Origin of the sequence: Burkholderia sp. 572 (assembly GCF_040545135.1) — a bacterium.
Classification (GTDB): Bacteria; Pseudomonadota; Gammaproteobacteria; order Burkholderiales; family Burkholderiaceae; genus Burkholderia; species Burkholderia cepacia.
Genome location: NZ_JBEPLH010000002.1, coordinates 108,712 through 131,919, shown reverse-complemented (window position 1 = coordinate 131,919; position 23,208 = coordinate 108,712). Strand labels below are relative to the sequence as shown.

The following is a 23,208-nucleotide window of genomic DNA, read 5'->3' as shown; positions in this document are numbered from 1 at the left end:
TTTGTAGAGCAAGCCGGTGCGGAACACAATCGGGACTTCATCCGCTTTCCTGGTGCGCTGACATGAATCCCGCCTATTTCGCCTTCGCCGCCCTCGGGTTCATCTGGGGCACCAACTTCCTGTTCATGAAGTGGGCGAGCGTCGATCTGGCTGCCAGTCAGATCGTCTTCCTGCGCGTGCTTTTCGGCTTCATCCCGCTGCTCACGGTCGCGCTATTCACTAAGGCGCTCAAATGGCGCCATCTTCGGCACGCTCACCACTTCGTGGTGATGTCGCTGCTTGCGACCGTGATTTACTACTACGCGTTCGCGAAAGGGGCCGGGCTGCTGTTCTCGAGCATTGCCGGGATGCTAAGCGGCGCCATCCCGCTTTTTTCCTTCCTGTGCGCATGGGCGCTGCTGCGCGAGGAGCGACCGAACGCGCGAATGATTGCGGGCATCGCCAGCGGATTCGTCGGTGTACTGCTGATCGCGCGCCCGTGGAATGCGCACGCGGCTGGCGTCAACCTGCTCGGAGTCGGCTATATGGTTGCCGGCTCACTGAGCGTGGGCTGCTCGTTCGTGTACGCGCGCCGCTTTCTTTCCGGCCTGGACCTCTCGCCGCTCGCGCTGTCGACGTGGCAGATCGGCTTCGCACTGGTCCTGATCGGCTGTGTCACGAATTTCGACGGCATCGCGCGTGTAACGAGCGATGCGCGAGCGCTGCTCGGCCTCGTGCTGGGACTCGGTCTGACGGGCACCGGGATCGCTTACATCCTTTATTACTTCATCGTCGGACGGCTCGGAGCAGTGGCCGCGTCCAGCGTGACGTACATTCCACCGGTCGTTGCGTTGCTGATGGGTTCGTGGCTTGCGCAGGAACCGATCGGCGCAGTCGAACTGTTCGCGATGGGCGCAATCCTCGGTGGTGTGTTTCTGCTGCAACGTGGCCGGCAACCACGCGCAGTCGCGGCGCGCGGTCCGGCGAAGGCGGCCGGTTAGGGCCGCAGTGTCGTATGAATGCTTCGATGAAATATCGCGCAGACCGCAATTCGGCATCTCGAAAGAAGTTCACGGGCGAGTGGTCGGCGTACCGGTGCCCGGTGCCATATGAAGCTGACATCCGTGCCATCGGCGCGTAGCGGTCGGCAAATCTATCCAACTCATACCAGCGTAAACAAACATGTCTTCACGGGTCCCCTCGACCATATTCGTCATCGGTGGAACGGGCGCACAGGGATTGCCCGTCATCCGGGCGCTCGTCGCCGACGGCAAATATGCCGTGCGCGCCTTGAGCCGAGATCCTGAATCGCGACGGGCCATCGAGCTCTCCACTCTGGGGAACGTCTCGATCGTGAAGGGCACGTTTGCCGATGAAGCGGTCCTGCGTGACGGTTTTCGTAATTGCAGCGCAGCGTATATCAATCTCGATGGATTCAACACCGGGGAGAAGACTGAGATTTATTGGGCCATCCGATGCTATGAAATAGCCATCGAAGAAGATGTCAAGTTCTTCGTATATGGAAACCTCGATTACGCGCTCAAAAGGTCCGGATACGATTCCCGGTTTCGGACAGGCCACTATGACGGCAAGGGCCGCGTAGGGGAATGGATTCTGTTCCAGAACCTGACAAACCGTGACCGGATGGGCGCCGCGCTGCTTACGACCGGTCCGTATATGGAGATGGCCGTCTCGGCAATGACACCGATGACGCCGTCCGTGGAAAGCGGCGTCGTTACGTGGCGGGTACCACTCGGTGACGGCGCCGTCCCGCATGTAGCGTTCGAGGACTGCGGGTACTACGCACGTTGGCTTTTCGACAATCCGGAGCGTGCGAATGGCATGCATCTCGAGGTCGCGATCGATCATGTCGAGTATGCGAAGCTTGCCGAGGCGTTCGAAGCCGTGACCGGACATCCCGCGCAATATATCGATACCGACCTCGAAGCATACTGGAGCGGACCGCTCAAGGCCGCAGCCGATTTGCCTTCCGGATATAACGCCGATCTCCGCGACAAAAGTACGATGAGCTTCCGCGAAAACTTCACCGGCTTCTGGAATCTGTGGAAGTACGGGATCATCAAAAGAGACTACGCATTGCTCGACGAAATTCATCCCGGGCGAATCAGGACGGTCGAACAATGGCTCAGGCGCGAAGACGAGTTGGGACGAGCACTGGGCAACAAAGGCCTCTGGGAAAGGGTTCAGCCTGAAAATCTGCTCAGATTGCCGCCTGTCTTGAAGCTGTCCGAAGACCAGAGGAAGGGCACGTTATAAGTTCCTCGCGAACGTCTAGCTCAACTGCAAAACGCCTCACTACTTGCCACGCGTTTTCTCACGCTGCGATGCCGGCGAAGATCGTCGACGCTCAACGTCCGAAGCTGTCGGCAAGGCGGCCACCGAGGAACGGCATGCCAATGTCCGGACATGGCCGGTAGCTGCCCCTCCCCATCAGCGACAACTGACCGGCAGCCGCCGGTCGTGATCTCCAGCAACTGGCCGAACGGCGAACTGCGAGCAGTCCCGTGCGGGCCACTGGTAAACTCGGGCAGCCAAAGCAACTTTTCCCGGTCACATGAGCACGCAACCCACCGCAGCACCTGCACCCGTCACTCCAATGATGCAGCAGTACCTGCGCGTTCTCTGATAAGGGCTGATGCACAAAACTACGTCAAGACCTACGCCGACATTTTGGCGATGGGCAGCTACCGAACCATAGCGGCCGAGCGAGCCGCCAAAGCCTCTGCGGTCTTCTTGAGCACAGCTGGGGCTGACCGCAGAGGTGATACTACGATGCGTCTGAACGCGGCTGCTCGCCAATACCGTTTCGAGCAGTGTCCGCTGGAATTGTTCGACCACGCGGCGAAATGCTTCGAAGCAACATCTTGGCTTTTTCGATGTACACGTTAGGCAGTGACGGTGAGTCGACTATTCTCTTCAATAGCGTCCTCATCATCGACAGCTCCCTCATGGCATCAGGGCCTCCGTAATTCACTAGCTTGTCTGCCTGTTGCAAAATCCCGTCGACTTGGTCGAGGCGAATGGCCCCGCCATCGAACACATCGAGCGGAGTCGGATACCCCGGTGATGAAATATTTCGCAAGACCCTGACTTCTCTTTGTAGTTCTGCGAGCGATTCGAGTATGACTTGCTCGGCGGATGCTTCTTTTTCGCTGAGATGCGCGACCTTAAATGTGCCGAAGTTTTTCAGGAACGTGGAGTGCTCCGGATCTCGCTGTGACGCTTGATATGTCGCAAGAACCTTCTTAGCCAAGAGTTGTTTGAAATCCACGATACGCGCAAACCGCAAGTCGCGCGGATACGTCAGATGCTCAATAACCCCCGTATCAAACATATAGTCTGTCTTGTCGTCCTTGATGATAACGGTCGGTTTATCGAAGGCCAAGCGCATGCCTAACTCGAACATAACGTTAGGATTTTTTCCGCTCACATCACAGACAACGACATCTGACGCGTAGACTCCTTGGACAATGCGCTTCTGGATTACTCCGACGTCGTCAGCATCGCTTACCAAAGCGGTACTAAATCGCGGCGAGTCGAGAGTATTCATCGCCTCGATGATGATCGTTTTGACCTCTGCCCAGTGATCAGCGGTAACTCCATCCATCGCTGCAATGGGCATCACGATGCCGCACTGCAGTACTTCCGGATTGTTTTTTTCTGTCTGCTCTTCTATGGTCTTACTCACGGCTTCCCCTAGCATCATTGTTATTGAGTGAGCAAGGATAGCAGCCAAATAAACGACATGGAGCGAATTTCGCCGAACGGCTGATGCGGAGCGGCAACTGTCGGCCGCGGCGGCCAGCAACTGGCCGAACGGCGAGCTTCTTGCAGCCCCGCTTGCGGCGCTGGTGACTGCCATACTCGAAGCCACACCGAGGCAGGTATACGGTAATGTCCTTTACCCGATACAAAGGAGCGACCGATGCTGAACGGCTTGGATAAACTAACACGGCAGCTCGACGAAGCCTCCCGAGCGTTTCAGTCGCTCGATGGTGAGATTGCGACAGTCCGCGTCGTGCCGGGAGACGAAGAGAGTGTGCAGGCGGCGATTCGCGAAATGGAAGCTGCCGTTGACCAGAAAGCAGCCCAATATCGGGGCAATCCGCTGGTGGACCGGGTAGTCGAGCAGCTCAAAGCTAGATACCGCGAACACATCATCGAACGTAGCGAGCGGCAGGCATGAAGCGCGACATGGACCTGATCCGCGAGCTGCTCCTCAAGCTCGAAGCGTTACCCATGCGCATGGGCGGTATCGTCGTCATCCCCCCCGACACCGAAGAAATCCAGGTCGATAGCTATACGGTCGAACAGATCGACTATCACCTGTCGTTGATCCGTGAGGCGGGTCTAGTTGAGGCTGGAGGCGCAAGGCCCGCTGTCGGGATCGGCTTTCGCCGCCTAAGCTGGGCCGGGCATGACTTTCTGGATTCGATCCGCAGCCCGGAGGTGTGGGCCAAGACCAAGGCGGGAGCGCTTGCTGCTGGCGGGTTCACCGTGGAATTGCTGGGAGACCTAGCCAAAGGCTTTATCAAGAAGCAGATCGAGGACCGCACGGGTATAAAACTCTGACTTCGCGAAGCCCCAATCATGCCCGAGATGGGTCACAGTTCCCGCAAGGTCGCCCCGTAGTTCAGGGGATGGAATGATAAGCTCAAGGCTTATCCAGCAAGGCTCTCGCCCCTTGCTGTAGCAAATTTGTAGCACGCGAAAAAGCCCGCTCGCAGCGGGCTTTCGTATTCTTGTACCTGCCAATTCGCTCCATCAAGCTGCTACGTTGGACGTAGCGACCTTGTTCCTCCCGGTTAACTTCGCGTAGTACAGCGCCTCGTCTGCCTCCTTGATCAGCGCGCTTGGCTCACAGCCTTGATCCGGCGTCCACGTCGCCAAACCAATACTGGCCGTCACGCGCCCATATTCGCTACCAGCGTGCTCAAGTGCCAGATCGTCGATCGCCGCACGAATCCGTTCGGCGATCTGCACGGCTCCGGTCTGCGGCGTGTCCGGGAGCAGCACGACGAATTCCTCCCCGCCATAGCGAGCCGCAGTATCGACCGGGCGTCGGATGCTCTCGCCGATACAGCGGGCGACCGCAGCCAGCGCATCATCCCCTGCCTGATGGCCGTAAGTATCGTTGTAAGCCTTAAAGCGGTCGACGTCGACGAACAGCAGTGAAAAGACGGAATGCGCGCGCCTGGCGCGACGCCACTCCCGGTTCAACACCTCCCCGAAGCTGCGGCGATTGTTCAGGCCGGTGAGCCCGTCGGTGCGTGCAAGCAGCACCAGCTCTGACTCAGCACGCATGCGACGCCGCAGTTGCCCACTGAGCAAGATCGACAGCGCGATGAAAGCAGCGCCGAAGGTGGCTACTAATGCGCCGATTGTTACGGCGCGGTGCCGCCACGCGGCATAGATGTCCTGCTCGGCTTCCGCCACCATGATGATCAGCGGCAACTCGGGCAGGTGCTTGAAGTAGTAGAGCCGGCGCACGCCGTCGATTGAGGCGGTCTCCGAGAACACCCCTTCTGGTGCGGACTTGAACCGCAGGAAAGTCGCGGCCTTGCTGATGTCGCGGCCGACGATACCGTCCTTGTACGGCTGACGCATCACCATAATGCCGTCCTTGCCGATCAGCGACATCGAACCATGCTGCCCGAGCGATAGGCCGGCAAACAGCCGATGGAAGTATTCGAGGTTGAGCGCGATCAGTGCAATACCCGCGAACGATCCGTCCGAGTTTGAGATCCGCCGCGACAACGTAATGACGAGCATGCCGCTGCGCAGGCGCGATGCGAACGGATCGCTGACATAGAGACCAACATCAGGACGATCGCGATGGACGGTGAAGTACTTACGGTCGGAGAAATTTCCCTTGCGGGGCACGTCGTTGGACGAATCGAGGATGATGTTGCCCTTGGCATCGAGCACCAGCTGCGCACCAATAAAGGGCGCATTCATTGCATGGTCGAACAGCACGCCGCGTCGCAGCGCGGGCGCTGCTGCCATCACGTCAGGCCGCTGCAAGCCGTGAATCAGCGCCTGTAAGGATAGGTCGTAGAGTTCGAAGTTGCGCTCGATATCGCGCTCGGCCAGCAGACCGAGATTGCGCGAGGTTTCGCTAGCCCGCTCCAGGGCGTCGTGGCGGCTCTGGAATAGCTGTAGCACGCACAGGCCCATCAGCGCGCAGGCAATCACAATGCCGACTGCCACAATGGCGTAAGGGGCTGCCTTCCCGGGATGCATGGATCTCCTCGCCGCAAAAGTGTGCGCGCGCCGGCGCGTGGTTTCCGCATACTAAATCGGATAAGCACATTTGCAAGCGCAGAGCGAAATTGATCGAAAGGCGAACATCGCGCAAGGGAGACAGAGCTATCGGTGAACCCGAGCGGCAACAGTAACTTTATGTCCGATCTATGACAAGACGTCACCCGATTCAATTGGCAGGGATTGACGGACCTTAGCTGCCCTCAGATCTCGGCAAGAAGCGGCAGTAGATCCATAGAAATGAGTCGCGCCTCGATATTGTGCGCCACGGCCAGGTGCTCCTCATTGTCGGCCGAGAACACCTCACCCTTGATGCTGACAAGGATCGTCCCGAGTCGCATCTTCCGATCTGCCGACAACACGGGAACGATCTCCTGCGCTTCGGGGATCTGTTGAATGGTCAGCTCCACGGGCAGATAGATCATCCAACCCACACCGGGGCGGTCTTGAAACGCCTGCTTGTCCGAGTAACCGTCAGGCGCTGCCGAGATCACGGCCGGCAAAAACTCCTGTGCGGTCGCGCCCACAATACTCGCCACAGTGTCTTTGTGTTCGATGAACGCTCCGCGAGCGTCAATTGATACCGTATCGGGGAAATGCCCGCCGCACGCGAAGACCTCAATCGATGCGCCGATGGAATCGTCGGCGCTGCCATCCCATATCCCGAGCGAGGACGTTTCTTCGCCCCGGTATTCATTCTCCAGCGCCGCGACCGCCGTGCTACTGGGCTGGCCATCGGTCGCGTACACCTCCCCCGCCTGCGCCTCTTCGAGCGTGTCGCCCTGCATTCGCCATTTCGGACGCGACAGTTCCGGAGCCGCTGCCGCCATTACATCAACAATCGCACCGACCTTCGCGAGTGTTTGCGAGAAAGCGAACACCTCGATCCCGCCGGCCTTGATGAAGGAATCAATTTTCATGATGGTAGGAATTTACGGAAAATACTCCGACTCGATCGACATGGTCTTAAACCATACCGACATCCGCCTATAGGTCAACGGCCCTTGGAAATAGTACCGTAGCCGCGTAGGCGGATTCGCCTTGACCCGCATCGCGCGCTTGATCGCCTGATCGCGCATATGGCGAAAGCCCTTGAAGAACTGCTCGGACTTCGGAATAGATCCATCAAGGAACTGGTCATAGTTCCCCTTGGCCTCTTGCAGCAAGCACTCTTGCGGCTTGAACCCGTCAAAATCGATTCCAAGCCACTCCCACTCGTCGCTCCACTGGCAGCTCTCCGTATCGAACGCAAAGCCGGTTACGCGCGCCTGATATCGGTACGCCGGCCAGTTAGCGCCGTGTCGGCTCCGCACAAGCTTGCCCGTCTGTTCGGGTGGGCACTTCTTGCAAGGCGCAGTGGAATCGGACATTGTCCGCGATTCCGTTTTTGCCTTCGCCTGCTCGTCCATCTTGCTGACGTCACCCCGAAGGCTACCGATCCCCGCTACTGCCACGCCCCCCAATAAAGCGCTTCCAATAGCCGACAATACCGGCCCCGCTTCCGCTGCTGCGGCTGTCACTAGAGGGATTAACGGTGCCGCCATGCGGAACTCCTTTCAAGCTATCGGGATGTTGTGATCGCCAAGTGATCTCTTGGACGTAGACGTGAAAACGCTCATCGGCGCTACGGCCGGGTTTCGTCAGCCATGCCTTCGCAGCCGGCTTCTCGTAAAAGTGCGGCGAATACGCCTCGATTTTCAAGAACTGAACCAGATGCTCGCTATCCTGAATCCCGAGAGATCGAGCGGCGCGATACGCATCCCAGAGCCGGTTATGAAGATCGATATCCTGCGTCAAAGCAGGATCTGCCTTGAGCAGATCACGGCGCACGCCGTCAACGAAATTGCGAGCCTCGCCCTCGGCGAGGGCAGACACGTGGGCGGGAGTAAGGTTAAGCGGCATGGGGATGCGCCCTGAAGAGCTGCCCGTCGATCTCGATCAACCAGTCGAAGGTCGGGGAGAAGAATGTCGTCCGCTCGGTCGGACTAAGGGCAGGTGCGAAATGCCGCATCACACGGGCGTCGTAATAGCGAAGCATTACCGACCGGCCATCCGGCAATATGCCGTCGAGCCGCTCGCGAAGTTCTGCCGCGAGCTGGTGCGGTTGATACGCGCTGATAATCCAGCTCACCCCATATTCACCCTGCGCTAACTGCCCGAGCACACGCCGGCAATCGCCGTCGACAGCCGCGAAGTCGAATAGCCACGGGCCGGCATCCGCGAGCGAGACGTCTGGTGTTGCATCAAGCAGCGCAATTGCCGCGTCACGCGCCCGGCGCGGCTCGGAACCGCCCTGCTCCGAATACAACAGCCCATCCACAAGCGCAAACAGACGAACCGGAAGGCTCGCCCGCTCTTGCATCGCTGAATAGATATCTTGAATGCTCATCGACGCTCACCCGCGAACGACCATCGCAGCCGCATTCTTGGCAGCAGCAACCATGCACGAGAGACAGAATCCCTGTGATGGCTTCGGGGTAGCGAGTTCGAGCGCGACCGGGCCTCCTGTCGCAGAGAAACCCATTCTGACGAGTGCATCTGACTCGAAGGACTGAAACATCTCTGACTGCGAAGCAATCATGGTTGGGAGAGGACTGCACCCGCAAGCGACCTTATCGCCTTCCAGCGCGGCTTCGTGCCCCATCAAGTTACCCGGCCAACGCGGCCCCTCTGCAACGATGACGCCGACACGCTTGCACGCTGGACAAGTTACTTTGGCACCTACGTAAGTGAGTCCAACCCCGTCGCAACTCATTGTCGGGATAGCGTCGACGACCACCCCGCCGCTGGTCGATTGGTCTCCGACTCGGAGATAGTTCCGCTTCACGTGCAGGCCCTCTCGGTTTCTAATGATCCGACTATGACCCGAGCAAGAGACCGATGTCGAGAGTCGGAAGGCGACTTGACCAAATGTGACATTTAACCAACTCGCCCCCGCGCTCAAAACCCCGCAAAATTGCCGGGTATGCCGCAGGAGCTGTCCTGCGGGCGAGCCATCCGCTAGAACAGACCAACCGGCTGCGACGCGTCATCCCAACTGAAAATGATCAGCTCGTTACGGTCGACGGCCTCAACACCAACCGTGTACTGGATCGGCACGGTCTCGATGTAAAACCCTTCGAACACGCGTCGAATGTCCGGATGATCGTTGAGACTCACAATCGCGCGACCTTTGAGACGACGTAGCCGCTCGGCCATCTTTTCGTACTCCGCGAATGGGAACGGCACGCCATACCCCTGCGTCTCGTAATACGGCGGATCGAGATAGAACAGCGTGTGCGGCCGATCGTATCGATCAATGCACGCAGCCCAATCCAAGCGCTCGATGAAGGCGTTCGCCAACCGCTGATGCGCGACGGATAGCTCCTCCTTCAGTCGAATGGGATTCAATCCCGGCGCAGCCAGCGTCTTCGATCCGAAAGTCTGCCCTTCGAGCTTCCCACCAAAGCAACTTTTTTGCAGGTAGTAGAAGCGTGCAGCACGCTGGATATCGGTGAGCGTTTCCGGGATCGTATGCTTCAACCAACCAAACAGCTCGCGACTCGTAAACGCCCAATTGAACTGCCGCACGAACTCATCGACATGATGCTGCACGACACGATACAAATTGATCAGTTCACCGTTGATGTCGTTGACCACCTCGACCTTCGCCGGCGGACGCATGAAGTACAACGCCGCCCCGCCCGCGAACACTTCGACATAGCAGTCGTGCGCCGGGAAACGCGGGATCAGGTGATCTGCAAGACGGCGCTTACCGCCGATCCAAGGAATGATGGGATTTGCCATTGTGAAAGCCGTTTTTAAACTTGGTGTAGAATCCGGCCCGCCTACCGGTAGGTAGCAGGGCCTTGGCCGATTCACTGGCGTACACAGTGGAAAGGCGACCGGGAGACGTGTTGCTGCACGTCCTCCGGTCGCCCTGTTTCTTTCGAGGCCGCCCGGCCCCGATCGCCGCGCTACTGCGGCAAGTTGCTTTGCGCGTCGCCGATCAACGCGTCGTAACTGCGCTCGCACTGCCGGCCGGCAATGCCTCGCTCGTCAGCGATTTTCGCCAGATCTCCCGCGCGCTCGTCAGCCCGGCCGAACACGTCGGCGAGCAGATCGAGGGCGTCGCCGGTTGCCGGGCTTCCGGCCGCAGCGCCGGCACGCCGGACGTCGGCGACGAGTGCGGCGACTTGCCTGCGCAGCCCGTCAGCAGTAGCACCGGCAACAGCAGCATCAGCGGCTGCCTGATCACGTTCTTTCGCAGCATCGGTTGCGATCTCCTGTTGTGCCGCCAACCGGCGGCGATATTCCTTACGTTCGTTCGTCAGGTCATCGATCTGCCGCGCCTGATCCACCACCTTCGCGGATTGGTCGGCATCACGATGTCCCTCGAAGTAGCCGCAGGCAGCGCCGGCAATGACGCCAGCAACGACGAGCAGCCAAATGCGCGGGTCGATCCACGTCATGCGATCACCTCCCCGCCGGCCGCGCGATACGCCGCCAGCAAATGCTCGATGTCGTTTTCGTGCTGGCCGTATCCCGCCCCCGGCAGACTGGCCCATACATTCGACACCTTGGCGATGGCTTCGCGAAACCGGCCAGCATCGATCAACGGCAATGCGCCGTGCTCGCGCAGCTGCTGCAGCGCGTACCGATCCTGCGACACCGGTCCGAAGTCGGGCAGCCTCATCTGCGCCTGATAGATCCGCCACCAGCGCGTGAGGATCTGGTAGCGGCCCGCCGCTGTCGACGGCACGCGGATCTGGCGATTGAGCACGTTCGGATGCGCGGCATAGCTCGCAAACAACAGCGGCCGCGATGCCGTCGCACCGACCAGTACGTTGTAACCGTCGTCCGATTTCGCGAGCAACGGCGAACCGATCTCGCTTACCGCGATGGTGTCGAGAAACGCCACCCGGTTCTTTCCGCCTGCGGCGACAACACTGATTCGCGCCATCGTCACTTCCCCCCAAACACACGTTTTGCATTCCGGCGCAGCAGCACTTCGAGGTACTGCGACCCCACAATGCCGAGCGCACTCCCCAGACCGAGCAGCGCGATCGGCGGCAGATCCGGAATCTGCAGCAGCGCGAGCCCGGCAACCATCGACGTCGCCGATCCCAATACGGCCCGGCCGGCGACGAGCCGAAACGTCAGTTGCTCCCCGCCCACCAACACCTTCGCGATGCCGATCAATCCGCCCATGACGATCAGCTCCAGAATCGTTTTTTCGTGGTCTTGCATCGGTTCCCCTTGCCCGATAAAAAGAAAGGCCGCCCCGGTTGCCCGTGAGCGGCCTGCAAATTCAGTGCGTGACGCGTTACTGCGGCGCCGGCACCACCAGAGTGATTTTCTTGCCCGACTTCTTCTTGTGCCCGACCTTCGCTTTCCCCTTGTTCCCTCCGTTCAAAGTCACGACCGTGATCCACCCGCGCGATGCGAACGTGTGCTCGACCGACTCGACCAGAAACTCACCGTCTACTCCGGTCTTGAACCCCTTCAGCGCGATCGTCTTTTCCGCCGACAGATCTGCGCGGCCGCGCATCGTCAGCCGGCTCGTCGACGTGTGCCGGTTGAGCGTCGCCATTCGCGATGTCGCGCCCGCTTTCGCGGCTTCCGGACTCGCGAACGCATGGCGCTCGGTATGCACCGCGGACGCACCTGGCGGTGCATCCGGGTTCGGGATCGTCAGATCGATCTTCTTCCCGGACTTGCGGTCATGCACCTTCGTGCGCACGGCCGCGAAGCTCGCTCGGTCGGGGAAATTGATGTCGTAATCGAGCAGGTCGCCCGGCGTGAGCGTGACGATCGTCAGCGGCTTGCCGCTCGCGCTCTTGCCGCCGCCGCGCGGCAAAACGATCAGCTTGCCGGCCTTGACCGTAGCCGTCGCCCCATACTGCCGAGCCACACGCGTGATGAAGTGCAAATCGCTTTCACCGAACTGGTCGATGCGCGGCACGACGACGTCGACGTCACATGCGGCCGCCCATTTGTTACGACGCGCGACGTCGCCGACGATGTCGGCCAGCTTCGCGTTCGACCAGCTCCCGTATCGCTGCGTTTTCGACGTCGCGCGCATGTTCGCGGGTTTGCCCCGGATCACGACGCTGGCCGGCGGCCCGCGCAGTCCAACCTCGTCGACGGCATACTCGCCGAGCATCGACAGCCCCTGCCCCTCCCATCCGATCGACACCTTCAACGTCGCGCCCTTCGGCGGAAACTCGATGCGGCCGTCGCGATCGTCGAGCGTGATCGTGCACTCGTCTGCGTCTAGACCGGGTTTGTCCATCGACCGGATCTCAAGCACGCGATCCTGAATGACCTTCGTCACGTCCGAGCCGTTCGCGACGACCTGAAAAATCGCTTCCATCGCACCTCACTATGTCCAGAGCTGGACGGACTCGGCACGCGGCGCATCGAGATCCGGCATCATGATTTCGACGCCGGCCGGGAACGGCTGCGGCCGATTCGCCAGCCCCGGATTCGCTTCGTACACGGCCTCGACCGTTCCCTGCAGCGCTCCGTAGAAGCGATAGCAGAGCGTGTCGAGCACGTCACCGTCAGACGTTCTTAAAGTCTTCGCCATAGCGCCCGAACTCCACCGAGAAAGTTTGCTTGCGCGGCAAGCCGTCCGCGAGCAGCGCGTCCTGCTCCTCTTCGATCGCCTGCAACAGCCAGCGGCCGAGCACTTCGCCGTCGCCCGTCGTGAGCTGCACGGGCTTCATCCTGCCGCCGATGGCACGCAGCCGGCTGATCTGCTTCGTACCGGCCCCAAGCGACGGGAACACGACGCCCGACAGCGTGATCGTCTCGCCCCCTTCGCTGACGGGCTGCAGCGCCTCCTGACGGTTCAAGCGCTCCTGGGACGCCACACGATATCGCGTCGCTCGTCGCAACTTGTCGTGAGCAGCCGTCGACAGGTTGAAGTGGAATGCGTCGCCGGCATCCGTCGTCATCGACATCAGGTGCGGCGTGCTCGATGACGCACCGTCGATCAGACCCGACAGCATCGAGCCGACGCCCGTCGACTTGATCACGTCCATCACCGCCGAATCCTTCAGACCCACAGCCGCGTTGAACTGATTCCACGCCCCGCCCAATGCAGACTTGACGCTGTCGGCGGCAGCCCGCACAAGGGGGAAATTCGATCCGTCGACGGCTTTCAGAATCGAGCCGAGCGACGCCTGCGTCGCGTTGAAGCTACGCACGACAGCGCCGACCTGCGGAAACAGGTCCGACGCCACCGACAGCGCACTCGTCGCGCCTGTCAGCAGCTCGGCCGCGCTGCTCAGATTGCCGGTTGCGAGACGTTGCAGCATGTCGACCGTCGCCATGCTCGCCGCGCGGTTTCGATCGAAAATGCGAACCATCTGCCGCACGCGCTCCGTCGCGATCCCCGCCTGCGTTGCTGCTCCCGAGATCTGTCGAAACACATCCATAGCGCCTCCCTTACATATGCGGCGAGTCGAACATTGCCGTACGACTATTCGCCTTGCGCTGCTGCTCCTCCATCATCCGCGTCAGCTGCGGACTGACCTGTTGGAGAAACTTGTTAGCCATGTCGGTATCGCTCGCCTCGATCTTCACGTTGAAGACCGGCGCGAACGTGTTCGTCTGATCGATACGCGGCCCGAAGCGGGCATCTGCCGCCGGAGTCTCTGCCGCCTTCGCCGCCTTGGCGGCTGCTTCGGCGTTCGCGGGCGTCTCGTCGGGTTTCTGGCTCAAGAACTTGCTCGCGATGGCGCTCAGTGCCTTGTCGCCTACAAACGTCCCGAGTGCCCCGCCAAGCACGCCGACGACGGCCGATCCGATCGGCCCGCCGAGCGCTCCGATCGTCGCCCCGACCTTCGCGCCGATCACACCACCCGCGAGACTGCCGGCGATGCCAGCGAACCGGGTGGCCTTCCGATCGTTCGTATCGGTGCTCGACGCGACGGCGTATGCTTCGCGAGCCGCAAGGCCGAACTTCAGGACGGTCCCCGCGACGGCCAGCTTTCCTGCCCACGGCGCAACCCGACCGAAGAGCGCACGTCCCGCGTTGACGACCCGCCCGATCCTCCCGAGCCGCCCCGCCCGAGCTGCCGCGCGGCGCGCGGCGCGTCCTGCACGCCCACCGCCTATCAGATCGCCAAGCCCGCCACCATCGACGCCACCGCCGGGCATGTTCACGACAAACACGCGCTGGACGCCACCAGCGGCGCTCGCAGCCCCGCCGATCGCGTCTAGTGCGCGTCCGACAACGCCACCCGCACCACCGGCACGCCCTGCCCCCCCTCGACCACCACGCGCCAGCACCGTCCCGCGCGCGATATCGAACAAGCCGCGACCGATGCCCCAAAGTGCCTTTGCTCCGCGCACTGCGAGCACCGTGCCGGCGATGCCGACGACAGCTGCTGTCGCCTTCGGAGCGCTGTCTGCTGCGGACTGGATACCGCTCCCGGCCCCCTTCGCCGCCTCGCCAACGCGATCCGTGATCGGCCGTAGGGCATCGCCAATGCTGCGCATCGCGTCGTCCCATCGCTGCCCGACCTCGCTCCAGATCTGTTTGGACGTCTCCCGACGTGCCTCCAGATCCTTCTGGATCTCGCCGCTCGCCTGCTGCGCGTTGCGCTTCAGGTTCGAATACAGCTCGGCGTTTTGCATGTACGCCGTCAGCGCCGCCTTGACCTGCATGTCATTGAACAGGTCGCCGGTCTTCATCGTCTCGGCGAACGCGGCCATCTGCGCCTGACGCTTGGCGGGGTCCATCTCCGAATTGAACTGCTTCGCCGCAGCTGCGAGCTGCTTCGCCTTGGCAGGGTCGGCACGCTCGATGTACGCGCGGGCGAGCACGAAAGACGCCTCCAACGTCGACCAGCCCTTGCCGATCGCCTCGCGCATCTTGGCCTGATAATCGACACCGGCCTTCGCGTAGTTGCGTTCCGTCTCGCCTGAACCAATCTTCGAAAACCAGTTCTTCAGGTTGTTCGCGGCCTCGTCCGAGCTGCCGGCGGTCTTCATCTGCACCTGGAGCATTGCCCCGAGCTGCGTCACCGAGTCCTGCCCCGTGATGCCGATCTTCTTCATCTCGGCGAGCAGCACCGGGAACCAACGCGCCATGTCGACCGACTCGAACGACCCTTCTTTGCCGAGATACGCGATCGCTTCGAGCGCCTTCGACATCTGCTTCGGGTCGACGATCTCCGCGTTCTGCTGCAGCGCTTGGATCATCTTCGCGGTTTCGACCGTCGTCGCGCCTTGGCCGATGGAGAACTTCGCGACCAGCGGCGCGAAGTTGAGCGCGCGATCCAGATCCATGCCGCCTGCGACCATCTGGTTGACAGCGTCCGCCAGCTCATTGCGGCCGATACCGTTCGCCCCAGCGTCACGCCTGATCCGCGTCGCCATCGCGGCCTCTTCCTGCGTGCGTGCAATGCCGGCCTTGATCGCAATGTCGCGAATGATCGCCTGATAGTTCGCCGAGATCGTCGCCGGCACCGCGACGGCTGCCGTCAGCTTCATCGCATCGCCGATCACGCCACGGCCGGCCTCTTGCCCGGCTGCCAGCCGTTCGCGTCCGGCCACCTTCAGATCCAGTCCGCGAGCGGTTCGTCCGAGCTGCGCATACGCGCGATCGAGCCGACCGACCTCGATGCCGGCGTCTCGCAGCGATTTCAGATTGCTGTCGAGCTTGCGGCGAATGCCGTCCGCCGCGCTGTCGCCCGCCAAATGAAGGCGACGGAACTCGTCCTGCAGGCGCATCGTCTCGCCGATCTGGCGCTGCCAGAGCCGCGAGTCGTTCGCCCGCTTCTTCATCGCGTCGATCTTCGACGACGTGTCGGTGATCGCCTTGCCGAACGTCGCCGAGACAGCCCCGCCGATCACGATGCCAAGTGCTAAGTCTTTCGCCATCCCGGCCCCCTCAATCCGTCAACCACCAGAGCATGTCGTCGACCGTCATCTCATCGATCGACGTCGGCGACATGCCGTATTCACGCACCAGCCGATTTGCCAGCGCCTTGAGCGTCTTTCGGTCCAGTTTCGCGTACGGATCGAAAGGAGTAGTAGGCGTCCTGCACGCGCTCGTAATCGGCCATGTCCATCTCTTCGATGTCGTCCGGGCCGACGTCGGCGAGCGTCGCGAACAAGATCAGCTCCTGTTGCTCGGCATCGTTCGGCGCGAGCTTCTGCGCACCACGCATGTCGCGCACCTTCGGCCGGCGCAGCGTGAAGCTGTCGCACTCGACGCCGTTGAGCTTGATCGGATAGTTGAGCTTGACCGTTACCTTTTCCATTGCGGTTCCTGAAAAGAAAATGGCGAGCCGTCGGCTCGCCATTAATTAAACAAAGTAGCTTTGCTGCGTGTCCGTCGAATGACACCGACGTGGGAACTACATGCCAAGACCCTTGCGGACCTCGGCGAGCTGATCAACACCGTTGATCACCCGCTTGGACGCGAAGACATCGATCTCGTGCACAATCGCACCGGCGATCTCCAGCTTGTAGTAGTCGCACGACACGGAGTATTTCGCCTCGTACTTGTCGCCCGGTTTCCAGTCGCCCGGATCGACTTCGTGCAGCATCCCACGCAGATACACGGCGACGTTTTTCGTCTTACCGCTGCGATCCATGAACACTGCGCGAAATACACCGTTGAACGCGCCCTGATCGACCAGACCGAAGAAGCGCAGCACCTCGTATTCCATCGTCGACATCGAGAACGATGCGTCGAGAGCTTCCATGCCTTGATCGACCTTGACCGTCGCGTCCATCCCGCCCGCGCGGAAGTCATCCGTCTTGATCTTCAGCTTCGGTGGCGTCATGCTCGTCGCGCGGCCAGCGTATCCGCGGCCGTCGATATGAGCGTTGCAGTTGTACAGAGTTTCCGGAATCATCGTTCCTCCCTTAGATCTGGTTATCCAACACTTCGGTCAGCCACTGGTTCGTGACCTCGAAGCGGAAAATCGGGTTTTCGGCCGGCGGGACGTCCGTGAATCGGATGTTCCAGTACACCTTGCCGTCTTCGAGCTGGCTCGCCGTGTTCAGCAACGGGTCCGGATAGACCTCGAAGTTGATCACTGCGCCCTGACGCTTCAGATCACGCATGAACGCATGCAGCCCTTCGGTCACGTCGCTGACGTACGTCGCAGTAATGCCGCGATCGACCGCCCACTTGTGACCGGCCTGCACGGCATCCATGACGATGTCGAGCGTGCGCACGCGCGTGACAAACTTCCATTTCGGGTCGGCCGACAGCGTACGGTTCCCCCAGAGGCGATACCCGCCGTCGCGAATGATCGTCGTGATGTTCGCGTTGTTGAGCAGGTTCGCGCGGCACGTCTCGTCGCCGTCGAGGTATTCGATCGGCCGGCCCGTCCCCGTGATCTCGACGATTTCCTTGTTCGACGGCGACGCCCAGAAACCGATCTTCGCGTCGGTCTGACAGAACAGCCCCGCCGCGTACGTCGACGCGGGCAGCGAGATCTCGCCGTTCGTCGCGTTGTTCCATGCCTTCGCGCCGGGGTCGACCATGTACAGGCGCTTGCTGCCGAAGTTCTTCGCGTACGCGATCGCTGCCTCGTCGTCGACGTTCGGGCCATCGATCACGGCCATCGCGCGCAGCTTGCCGGCGAGCGAGTCGGCAGCCGTCGCGACCGGCTGCTTGGACGTATGCCCAGGTGCGACCAGCAAACGCGGTTGTGCGTTGAAGCGCGACTTCGCGTCGAGCAGCGCCTGCATGCCCGTGCGTGCGCCCCCGGTCGACACACCACCGATGATCGCCGATGTGAGCTGCGCCGCGTCGGCCGCTGCCGGCACCCCCACGGCGATCACAATCGCGCTGCTCTGCGCGTAGATCGCGCGAGCTGCCCGCGCGATCGCGCTGTTCTCGCCGAACGCACGCACCGCCTCGCCGTAGCTCGTCAGTTGCACCGGGACGTTCGGCTGCGCCAGATCGGGGCCGGGCGTGTACGTGTCGGTCATACCGACCACCGACGACGACGGCACCGCAATCGTGCGCGGACCGCTATCGACGATCGTCGTCGTGATGCCGTGAAAAAAGGAAGTCGCTGCCATGCGGATCTCCGGAAATAAAAAAGCCGCTCATCGGAGCGGCTTGAAACGAAACGACGCCGGCAACACATGCGGCGTCGGAAAAGTTACTTTTTGACGGACGTATCGGATGCCTTCGGTTGCTCCGACTCGGGCGCGATGTCGGTCGTTGCCGCCTCCTCCGCTCGACGCTGCATTTCCGCCTCGGCCGCAGCGCGATCCTCTTCGGCCTGCTTCTCCGCAGCCGCACGCTGCGCGGCCTCCTCCGCTTCGCGTTTCGCTTTCGCTGCACGCTCGGCCTCAACCTTCGCGAGAATCGCGGCCGGATCAGGTTCGGCAGGCCACGCAATCCGCGCCGGGAACGTCGGCGACTCGACAACATTCACCAGCGCGACCTGATAATCGGCCCATGCATCGAACGTCGCCTCTTCGAGATCCGACAGTCGCCCCGTCATCCGAGCGTCCGCCTTGCCGCGATTCTGCTGACGGGCCTTTTCCAGCCGCGAGAAGAAGTCATTCATCGCTGACTCGCGCGCCCGGTCCGCGACGATCTTCTCGTCGACAACCCACGCCCCGTCCCGCCACACGTGCGTGTCGGATGGACGCGGCTCTTCAGTCAGGCCAGCGTCGTCCGGCGTCACACCTGCCACGGTAATTTCCGCCGCGAGACCGGACTCGGTTCGATAGAGACGCACGCCGCGATAGTCGGGCAGCATCTCCCATTTGTCTGCTCGCCAGAACGGCCAGGTACGTGGTCCACGCTCGGGCAGCGGCTCGAGCGTGCAGAATGCGGGAACCAGATAGCGGCTGGAATTCATCGGATCGACATCGGCAAGAAAGCTCACGATGTACTGCCCGGTCAAACTGTCGTATTGATTGCAAAGCATGTTCTACCTCACGAATTAATATGCGCGGATCATGGCAAGCACTGCGATGTTGCGCATGCGTGCTTCGGTGCCCCCGTCAGCGGCAACGCTGATTGCATGCGAGTGACCACCAACACCGCCGATACCGACTGCGTGCGTATGCTGTCCATTTCCGTCGATGCCGATAGGGATCGTTGCACCATCCGTTCCCAAGTTGTTCGCACGGCCGTTGTCCATGCCGTACCCGCGCCCGGTGCTCGTCGAATACGCACCGTTCGACCCCAGACCAAACCCGTGCGAGTGAGGCTGCTGCGTAATGTTGTGTCCGTGCCAGCCGGCCGCATCAGTCCAAGCGGTATGTGTGTGATCTCCAGCGGCACCTGACGAGGCGCCGTGCGAGTGGGAACGGTTTTGGCTGTCCTGCCACGAGCCGACACCGCGACCAGAATCCACGCCACGTCCGCCATCAGCACACCGGACGCCTTCGCCGCGAAACTCGGGGATGCGGAACGTCGTCTCCCCGTCGCCGATCGAGAAGCACCCCCACCAACCAGCGGCCCAGTCCTTCTCCGTTGCGAGCGCACCGCTTGACTGAGCGTACGCCCAGAGCTGCGGATAATCGGCTCGCTTGAGTAGCGCTCCGTCCAGCTTCAGGCAGCCTGCCCGCACACTGTTTCGCACCTCGAAAATGATCTGGCCGATCGACGCCGACGCGATCGCATCGACGACAAACGCCGTCGACGCGACGCTTCCCGACTTATCTCCAGCGGCGGGCGTAGGCACCTGCACAGGTCGATCAAAGATCGTGCCCTTGTCGGCAGTGAATCGCGCTGTGACGATCCCGTTACACGTGACGCCGAAAGCTCCGTCACCGATGTGATACAGACCAGTATCCGGAGTACCGTCCTTGTCGAAAGTCAACGACGGATTCTGCGGCGTGCCTTCCGAGAGGAAAATCCGAGCGCCGGCGGCAAGCCAGAGCGCACCTTTGAGCGTCCCTCCGTTGTTCAGGTCGAGCGGCGTCAGATTGCCCGTGTGAAAGACCGGTGCTCCGTCAATTCGAAATGTTCGATTGCCATAGAAATACTGAAACGATCCTTTCGTCGCCGAATACCAGCCTACATTGTCTGCGTTCGCGTAGAAGTAGCCATCAGTAGCCCCGAAGCGTAGTCGGCCTTCGCCCCACGAAGGCTTCAACGTAAGGTCTCCACGCATTTCGACCGACCCGCCGATTGACGTTCCGCGCCCCGTGTCGTCGAGCCGCAAAAAGCCGCTTTCGAGATTCCACAAGATCGGCCGGTAATCGTTCCACGGTCCGAGCGGATCGCCTTTCTTGGTCTGAAGCAAGTAGCAGTCTCGGTCGTCGTTGCGCAGCATGACACCGTAGTTCGCCGACGTCGCTCGGTACTGCCCCCCGAGTGTGTCGTCAAGGTCCATCCCGCTAGAACGGACGCCATTCGCAAACGACGTCCGATACGCGACTTGAAAGCCTTCACGCCCGTTGTCAGCCGTCGTCCCCAAAAGCACGCGCCCCTCGCGAGTGATACGCATCCGCTCGGCACCGCCCGCGATCAGCGCAAGCCAACCATTCGCAGCGGCCGGCCCAACAAAGCAGTTATTGCCCTGAATCTCCAGGTGCGAAACACCTTGTGCGCCGATCTGCAGGTATCCGTCGCTCGGCGAAAACATGCCCGTGTCAGGATCGTTCTCAAACCCGAAACCAGCGTTGTTTGCGTTGTTCGGCGTGATTGCGCCGACCTTCCCCCGAAGCACACCCTTCAACGTGCCGCCCGTGTACGGCAGCTTGTCGTTACCGAGTGCGTCGGTTCGCTTGCCGAGCGCTTCGACCTGCGCACTGACTTCGCCGACACGCTTGTCGTTGCCGTCCGCCCGGTCTTTGAGGTGCCGCGTCCGATTCGCAAGTTGCTTTGTCGGCACGTTGTCGATCCCATCAGGACCACCTTGTACGGGGTCCGACGTTTCGAACTGGTAGACCCCTTCCTCCCACTTACTTTCTTCTTTCAGATTGGCCATGTACCGATCACCCCTCGCGTAAATTGACCATTGCGCGTCGCGACACCGTTGTGTCGGATTGCAACCTCAGAAAAATCGAGCCACGCAAGCCGGCTACGAGCCGGCGCATAACGCTCGATCGCCCGCTTCAGGTTCTCGCCCTGATCTCGCGTCACCGGCCGCCGCAGCTTCACGATGTACTCGGCCCATGCAGTCGACCCGCCGTGCAGATATCGACCGTCGCGCTTCGCCGAACCGTCTCGCCGCTTGATCTGCCGCCCCTCCTGAATGTCGATCTCGCCGAACCCGAGACGACGAACGATCTCGCGGATCGCCCACGGCGTGCCCTTCTTTTGATAGATCGCCAGAGACGACTTGATCAGCGCGCGTCGCGCCTCTTCGGACTCCGCCAGCTCCCATCCGTCGACTGCGAGCGACCACGCGAGCCACGGCAGGAAAGCGGCCGGGCAGCGATCCGCATCCCAGAGCGTGCGGATCACGTTCGGATCGACAGACGGCCGCATCACCTGCGCGAGCGCGGCCTCTAGACTCGTCTGGTTCGTCGGCAGTAGTGCTTCAGTCGTCATCGTTCACCTTCGGATTCAGCACGATCGATGTACACCGGGCGAACTGATCGATCGCACACACCACGTCAGCCATAGGGGCCTTCAGATCGACACGCACGACACCCGACGCTTTGGGATGCAGCGCCCCGGTTACGGCCGAGCGAGGCATGCCAACCCGTAGCGCTTCGCCCGCAGCGACTGCGATATCGAGATCCTGCCGTCGCGCAGCAAGCACGACGCCCGGATCTGGCCCGCGCCCGATGTACACGTCGGCGACGATCAAGTATTCGACCGGCCGGGCCGGCACAACGAGCAGCGTGTCATTGAGCGGCCGACGATCTTCGGGAGAGAGCGCTCGGCGGACCGTGTCGAGCAGCGCAGCACCGGCAACGCCACCGTTCGAGTACGACTTCACCACGACGCGAACGACACCGCCCTCCGGTCGATCGACGCGCACATCGGCGACATCCGGCGATGCATCCATCGCCATCGACCGATATGCACCGAATGGCCCCGCCGTTGACGAACGCTCGATACCCATCTGCGTACGCAACCGCAGCCGCTCGTCGCGCTCGACTGTCGCGGGGACAGGCGGATGCGCTTCCGGATCACCGGGATCGACTGTCTCCCGCTGCAAATTCCAGAGCACCGCGAGGTGTTCAAGATCCGCGCCCGTCGAGTACGCCAGCAACACGGCTCGGGCTGCATCGTTGACACGCGCCCGAAACCGTATGTCGTCGTACGCTGCCAGCTCGATCAACTTGACGACCGGATCGGATTCGAGCGCAGCCGTCCAATCCGGATAGATGCTCTTGAAGTGTTCGAGCTTGCGCTGGTACACCTCCTCGAAGTCGAGCGTTTCGACGAGATCCGGTGGATCAAGCGCCGACAGATCGATCACTGTCATATCGTCACCTCGAATACAACATCGTCGCCGTTGTATTGGCCGGCGATCCTAAAAGTTACTTTGCCGTCCACGACAGAGAGCGCCTTCACGCTATCCAGCGCAATGCGCGGCTCCCATCGACCGATCGCGCGCGCGGCTTCCGCCTGCGCGGCCGAGATCCATCCGCGCGTGACGGGCAGGTCAACCATCGCAGGGAGATCCGAGCCGTAATCGGGCCGCTCGCGGCGGGTTCCCTTGCGCGTGCTCAGAATGTCCGCGATGCTCTGCACAAGATGATCCAGACTGCCGATCAGTCGGCCCGTACGGCGACACATACCGACCAGCGCGACCATCACTGCGCCTTCGTCGGGATGCGCTTGAAGCACTCGCGCGATTCGAGATAGGCGATGTGGTCAGGCTCCGTTACAGTCGTTTTGCCCGCCAGCACGGCAACGTGCGAGCCATCCGGAAACACGATCACGCGGCTGCGGAACTCGGTATCGATGAATGTCACGGGTGCCACCGCCCCGCCTTGCTGTGCGTCTTTCGCCATCACCACCCCCACAAACGAAAAACCCCGCATGGGCGGGGTCAAAAG

28 protein-coding genes are annotated in these 23,208 nt (G+C 61.3%); 4 read left to right on the top strand and 24 right to left on the bottom strand.

The features are described 5' to 3' along the window. The first annotated feature begins 62 nt into the window (after window positions 1-62). A complete protein-coding gene (locus tag ABIC51_RS04225) occupies window positions 63-980 on the top strand; it encodes a DMT family transporter (protein WP_011694451.1) in 918 nt (305 codons plus the stop codon). A gap of 181 nt (window positions 981-1,161) precedes the next feature. Beyond that, on the top strand, window positions 1,162-2,256 hold the full coding sequence (locus tag ABIC51_RS04220; RefSeq protein ID WP_054928397.1) for an NmrA family NAD(P)-binding protein: 1,095 nt from the start codon (window positions 1,162-1,164) through the stop codon (window positions 2,254-2,256). Window positions 2,257-2,767: 511 nt separating this feature from the next. Here ABIC51_RS04220 and ABIC51_RS04215 read toward each other — a convergent pair. Continuing rightward, window positions 2,768-3,862, bottom strand: a complete 1,095-nt coding sequence (locus tag ABIC51_RS04215; RefSeq protein WP_354006376.1) for a hypothetical protein — start codon at window positions 3,860-3,862, stop codon at window positions 2,768-2,770. Window positions 3,863-3,925: 63 nt separating this feature from the next. On the opposite strand from ABIC51_RS04215, the gene ABIC51_RS04210 reads away from it, so the two are divergent. Both ABIC51_RS04210 and ABIC51_RS04205 read left to right on the top strand, forming a co-directional pair. After that, on the top strand, window positions 3,926-4,186 hold the full coding sequence (locus ABIC51_RS04210; protein ID WP_059675737.1) for a YuaX family protein: 261 nt from the start codon (window positions 3,926-3,928) through the stop codon (window positions 4,184-4,186). After that, window positions 4,183-4,572, top strand: a complete 390-nt coding sequence (locus tag ABIC51_RS04205) for a DUF2513 domain-containing protein (protein ID WP_059675738.1) — start codon at window positions 4,183-4,185, stop codon at window positions 4,570-4,572. Before ABIC51_RS04210 ends, ABIC51_RS04205 begins: the two co-directional genes overlap by 4 nt. A gap of 192 nt (window positions 4,573-4,764) precedes the next feature. On the opposite strand, the gene ABIC51_RS04200 is transcribed toward ABIC51_RS04205, so the two are convergent. The 23 genes from ABIC51_RS04200 to ABIC51_RS04090 form a co-directional block, all read right to left on the bottom strand. Further along, the gene (locus ABIC51_RS04200; protein ID WP_174414471.1) at window positions 4,765-6,243 is read right to left on the bottom strand and encodes a sensor domain-containing diguanylate cyclase; all 1,479 of its coding nucleotides are present in this window, start codon (window positions 6,241-6,243) and stop codon (window positions 4,765-4,767) included. 224 nt (window positions 6,244-6,467) lie between these two features. Then, window positions 6,468-7,184 (bottom strand): Imm52 family immunity protein, encoded by a 717-nt coding sequence (locus ABIC51_RS04195; RefSeq protein ID WP_230961226.1) that lies wholly within the window; start codon window positions 7,182-7,184, stop codon window positions 6,468-6,470. Between the two features lie 12 nt (window positions 7,185-7,196). After that, window positions 7,197-7,634, bottom strand: coding sequence for a restriction endonuclease fold toxin 5 domain-containing protein (locus tag ABIC51_RS04190; RefSeq protein ID WP_370448779.1), 438 nt, complete (start codon window positions 7,632-7,634; stop codon window positions 7,197-7,199). A gap of 61 nt (window positions 7,635-7,695) precedes the next feature. Continuing rightward, on the bottom strand, window positions 7,696-8,166 hold the full coding sequence (locus tag ABIC51_RS04185) for a hypothetical protein (RefSeq protein WP_080982199.1): 471 nt from the start codon (window positions 8,164-8,166) through the stop codon (window positions 7,696-7,698). After that, the gene (locus ABIC51_RS04180) at window positions 8,156-8,653 is read right to left on the bottom strand and encodes a DUF4123 domain-containing protein (RefSeq protein ID WP_060373115.1); all 498 of its coding nucleotides are present in this window, start codon (window positions 8,651-8,653) and stop codon (window positions 8,156-8,158) included. Before ABIC51_RS04180 ends, ABIC51_RS04185 begins: the two co-directional genes overlap by 11 nt. Window positions 8,654-8,659: 6 nt before the next feature. Next, window positions 8,660-9,091, bottom strand: coding sequence for a PAAR domain-containing protein (locus ABIC51_RS04175; RefSeq protein WP_174414472.1), 432 nt, complete (start codon window positions 9,089-9,091; stop codon window positions 8,660-8,662). A 173-nt stretch (window positions 9,092-9,264) separates the two neighbouring features. Next, window positions 9,265-10,050, bottom strand: a complete 786-nt coding sequence (locus ABIC51_RS04170) for a DNA adenine methylase (protein ID WP_027787034.1) — start codon at window positions 10,048-10,050, stop codon at window positions 9,265-9,267. 170 nt (window positions 10,051-10,220) lie between these two features. Then, window positions 10,221-10,715 carry a DUF2514 family protein gene (locus ABIC51_RS04165; RefSeq protein WP_174414473.1) on the bottom strand — a complete coding sequence of 165 codons (495 nt, stop codon included), beginning with the start codon at window positions 10,713-10,715 and terminating at the stop codon, window positions 10,221-10,223. Then, window positions 10,712-11,206: a glycoside hydrolase family 24 protein gene (locus ABIC51_RS04160; RefSeq protein WP_354006375.1), complete on the bottom strand. Its 495-nt coding sequence runs from the start codon at window positions 11,204-11,206 to the stop codon at window positions 10,712-10,714. The genes ABIC51_RS04165 and ABIC51_RS04160 overlap by 4 nt, the downstream gene beginning before the upstream one ends. Before the next feature lie 2 nt (window positions 11,207-11,208). After that, a complete protein-coding gene (locus tag ABIC51_RS04155; protein WP_027787031.1) occupies window positions 11,209-11,493 on the bottom strand; it encodes a phage holin family protein in 285 nt (94 codons plus the stop codon). Window positions 11,494-11,569: 76 nt separating this feature from the next. Further along, on the bottom strand, window positions 11,570-12,619 hold the full coding sequence (locus ABIC51_RS04150) for a phage late control D family protein (protein WP_174414475.1): 1,050 nt from the start codon (window positions 12,617-12,619) through the stop codon (window positions 11,570-11,572). Between the two features lie 9 nt (window positions 12,620-12,628). After that, entirely contained in the window at window positions 12,629-12,835 is a 207-nt protein-coding gene (locus ABIC51_RS04145; RefSeq protein WP_174414476.1) for a tail protein X, read from the bottom strand. Next, window positions 12,810-13,688 (bottom strand): phage tail protein, encoded by an 879-nt coding sequence (locus tag ABIC51_RS04140; protein ID WP_059675744.1) that lies wholly within the window; start codon window positions 13,686-13,688, stop codon window positions 12,810-12,812. The genes ABIC51_RS04145 and ABIC51_RS04140 overlap by 26 nt, the downstream gene beginning before the upstream one ends. Window positions 13,689-13,698: 10 nt before the next feature. Then, entirely contained in the window at window positions 13,699-16,140 is a 2,442-nt protein-coding gene (locus ABIC51_RS04135) for a phage tail tape measure protein (protein ID WP_174414477.1), read from the bottom strand. An 80-nt stretch (window positions 16,141-16,220) separates the two neighbouring features. Continuing rightward, entirely contained in the window at window positions 16,221-16,523 is a 303-nt protein-coding gene (locus tag ABIC51_RS04130; protein ID WP_060194362.1) for a phage tail assembly protein, read from the bottom strand. 96 nt (window positions 16,524-16,619) lie between these two features. Continuing rightward, window positions 16,620-17,123 carry a phage major tail tube protein gene (locus tag ABIC51_RS04125; RefSeq protein WP_027787026.1) on the bottom strand — a complete coding sequence of 168 codons (504 nt, stop codon included), beginning with the start codon at window positions 17,121-17,123 and terminating at the stop codon, window positions 16,620-16,622. 10 nt (window positions 17,124-17,133) lie between these two features. Further along, a complete protein-coding gene (locus tag ABIC51_RS04120; protein ID WP_174414478.1) occupies window positions 17,134-18,303 on the bottom strand; it encodes a phage tail sheath subtilisin-like domain-containing protein in 1,170 nt (389 codons plus the stop codon). Between the two features lie 83 nt (window positions 18,304-18,386). After that, window positions 18,387-19,166, bottom strand: a complete 780-nt coding sequence (locus ABIC51_RS04115; RefSeq protein ID WP_354006374.1) for a tail fiber assembly protein — start codon at window positions 19,164-19,166, stop codon at window positions 18,387-18,389. Window positions 19,167-19,181: 15 nt separating this feature from the next. Next, window positions 19,182-21,179, bottom strand: a complete 1,998-nt coding sequence (locus ABIC51_RS04110; RefSeq protein WP_354006373.1) for a phage tail protein — start codon at window positions 21,177-21,179, stop codon at window positions 19,182-19,184. Further along, window positions 21,167-21,745, bottom strand: a complete 579-nt coding sequence (locus ABIC51_RS04105; RefSeq protein WP_034195755.1) for a phage tail protein I — start codon at window positions 21,743-21,745, stop codon at window positions 21,167-21,169. Before ABIC51_RS04105 ends, ABIC51_RS04110 begins: the two co-directional genes overlap by 13 nt. After that, window positions 21,735-22,631, bottom strand: coding sequence for a baseplate assembly protein (locus ABIC51_RS04100; RefSeq protein WP_354006372.1), 897 nt, complete (start codon window positions 22,629-22,631; stop codon window positions 21,735-21,737). The genes ABIC51_RS04105 and ABIC51_RS04100 overlap by 11 nt, the downstream gene beginning before the upstream one ends. Next, window positions 22,628-22,963 carry a GPW/gp25 family protein gene (locus ABIC51_RS04095; RefSeq protein ID WP_354006371.1) on the bottom strand — a complete coding sequence of 112 codons (336 nt, stop codon included), beginning with the start codon at window positions 22,961-22,963 and terminating at the stop codon, window positions 22,628-22,630. Before ABIC51_RS04095 ends, ABIC51_RS04100 begins: the two co-directional genes overlap by 4 nt. Next, the gene (locus ABIC51_RS04090) at window positions 22,963-23,193 is read right to left on the bottom strand and encodes a hypothetical protein (protein ID WP_354006370.1); all 231 of its coding nucleotides are present in this window, start codon (window positions 23,191-23,193) and stop codon (window positions 22,963-22,965) included. Before ABIC51_RS04090 ends, ABIC51_RS04095 begins: the two co-directional genes overlap by 1 nt. Window positions 23,194-23,208: the final 15 nt, after the last annotated feature.

Bases quoted from the DNA above. Each gene is read 5' to 3' on its own strand.
- ABIC51_RS04225 (WP_011694451.1), top strand. From the start codon at position 63: ATGAATCCCGCCTATTTCGCCTTCGCCGCCCTCGGGTTCATCTGGGGC.
- ABIC51_RS04220 (WP_054928397.1), top strand. From the start codon at position 1,162: ATGTCTTCACGGGTCCCCTCGACCATATTCGTCATCGGTGGAACGGGC.
- ABIC51_RS04215 (WP_354006376.1), bottom strand. From the start codon at position 3,862: ATGGCAGTCACCAGCGCCGCAAGCGGGGCTGCAAGAAGCTCGCCGTTC.
- ABIC51_RS04210 (WP_059675737.1), top strand. From the start codon at position 3,926: ATGCTGAACGGCTTGGATAAACTAACACGGCAGCTCGACGAAGCCTCC.
- ABIC51_RS04205 (WP_059675738.1), top strand. From the start codon at position 4,183: ATGAAGCGCGACATGGACCTGATCCGCGAGCTGCTCCTCAAGCTCGAA.
- ABIC51_RS04200 (WP_174414471.1), bottom strand. From the start codon at position 6,243: ATGCATCCCGGGAAGGCAGCCCCTTACGCCATTGTGGCAGTCGGCATT.
- ABIC51_RS04195 (WP_230961226.1), bottom strand. From the start codon at position 7,184: ATGAAAATTGATTCCTTCATCAAGGCCGGCGGGATCGAGGTGTTCGCT.
- ABIC51_RS04190 (WP_370448779.1), bottom strand. From the start codon at position 7,634: ATGTCCGATTCCACTGCGCCTTGCAAGAAGTGCCCACCCGAACAGACG.
- ABIC51_RS04185 (WP_080982199.1), bottom strand. From the start codon at position 8,166: ATGCCGCTTAACCTTACTCCCGCCCACGTGTCTGCCCTCGCCGAGGGC.
- ABIC51_RS04180 (WP_060373115.1), bottom strand. From the start codon at position 8,653: ATGAGCATTCAAGATATCTATTCAGCGATGCAAGAGCGGGCGAGCCTT.
- ABIC51_RS04170 (WP_027787034.1), bottom strand. From the start codon at position 10,050: ATGGCAAATCCCATCATTCCTTGGATCGGCGGTAAGCGCCGTCTTGCA.
- ABIC51_RS04165 (WP_174414473.1), bottom strand. From the start codon at position 10,715: ATGACGTGGATCGACCCGCGCATTTGGCTGCTCGTCGTTGCTGGCGTC.
- ABIC51_RS04160 (WP_354006375.1), bottom strand. From the start codon at position 11,206: ATGGCGCGAATCAGTGTTGTCGCCGCAGGCGGAAAGAACCGGGTGGCG.
- ABIC51_RS04155 (WP_027787031.1), bottom strand. From the start codon at position 11,493: ATGCAAGACCACGAAAAAACGATTCTGGAGCTGATCGTCATGGGCGGA.
- ABIC51_RS04150 (WP_174414475.1), bottom strand. From the start codon at position 12,619: ATGGAAGCGATTTTTCAGGTCGTCGCGAACGGCTCGGACGTGACGAAG.
- ABIC51_RS04145 (WP_174414476.1), bottom strand. From the start codon at position 12,835: ATGGCGAAGACTTTAAGAACGTCTGACGGTGACGTGCTCGACACGCTC.
- ABIC51_RS04140 (WP_059675744.1), bottom strand. From the start codon at position 13,688: ATGGATGTGTTTCGACAGATCTCGGGAGCAGCAACGCAGGCGGGGATC.
- ABIC51_RS04135 (WP_174414477.1), bottom strand. From the start codon at position 16,140: ATGGCGAAAGACTTAGCACTTGGCATCGTGATCGGCGGGGCTGTCTCG.
- ABIC51_RS04130 (WP_060194362.1), bottom strand. From the start codon at position 16,523: ATGGAAAAGGTAACGGTCAAGCTCAACTATCCGATCAAGCTCAACGGC.
- ABIC51_RS04125 (WP_027787026.1), bottom strand. From the start codon at position 17,123: ATGATTCCGGAAACTCTGTACAACTGCAACGCTCATATCGACGGCCGC.
- ABIC51_RS04120 (WP_174414478.1), bottom strand. From the start codon at position 18,303: ATGGCAGCGACTTCCTTTTTTCACGGCATCACGACGACGATCGTCGAT.
- ABIC51_RS04115 (WP_354006374.1), bottom strand. From the start codon at position 19,166: ATGCTTTGCAATCAATACGACAGTTTGACCGGGCAGTACATCGTGAGC.
- ABIC51_RS04110 (WP_354006373.1), bottom strand. From the start codon at position 21,179: ATGGCCAATCTGAAAGAAGAAAGTAAGTGGGAGGAAGGGGTCTACCAG.
- ABIC51_RS04105 (WP_034195755.1), bottom strand. From the start codon at position 21,745: ATGACGACTGAAGCACTACTGCCGACGAACCAGACGAGTCTAGAGGCC.
- ABIC51_RS04100 (WP_354006372.1), bottom strand. From the start codon at position 22,631: ATGACAGTGATCGATCTGTCGGCGCTTGATCCACCGGATCTCGTCGAA.
- ABIC51_RS04095 (WP_354006371.1), bottom strand. From the start codon at position 22,963: ATGGTCGCGCTGGTCGGTATGTGTCGCCGTACGGGCCGACTGATCGGC.
- ABIC51_RS04090 (WP_354006370.1), bottom strand. From the start codon at position 23,193: ATGCGGGGTTTTTCGTTTGTGGGGGTGGTGATGGCGAAAGACGCACAG.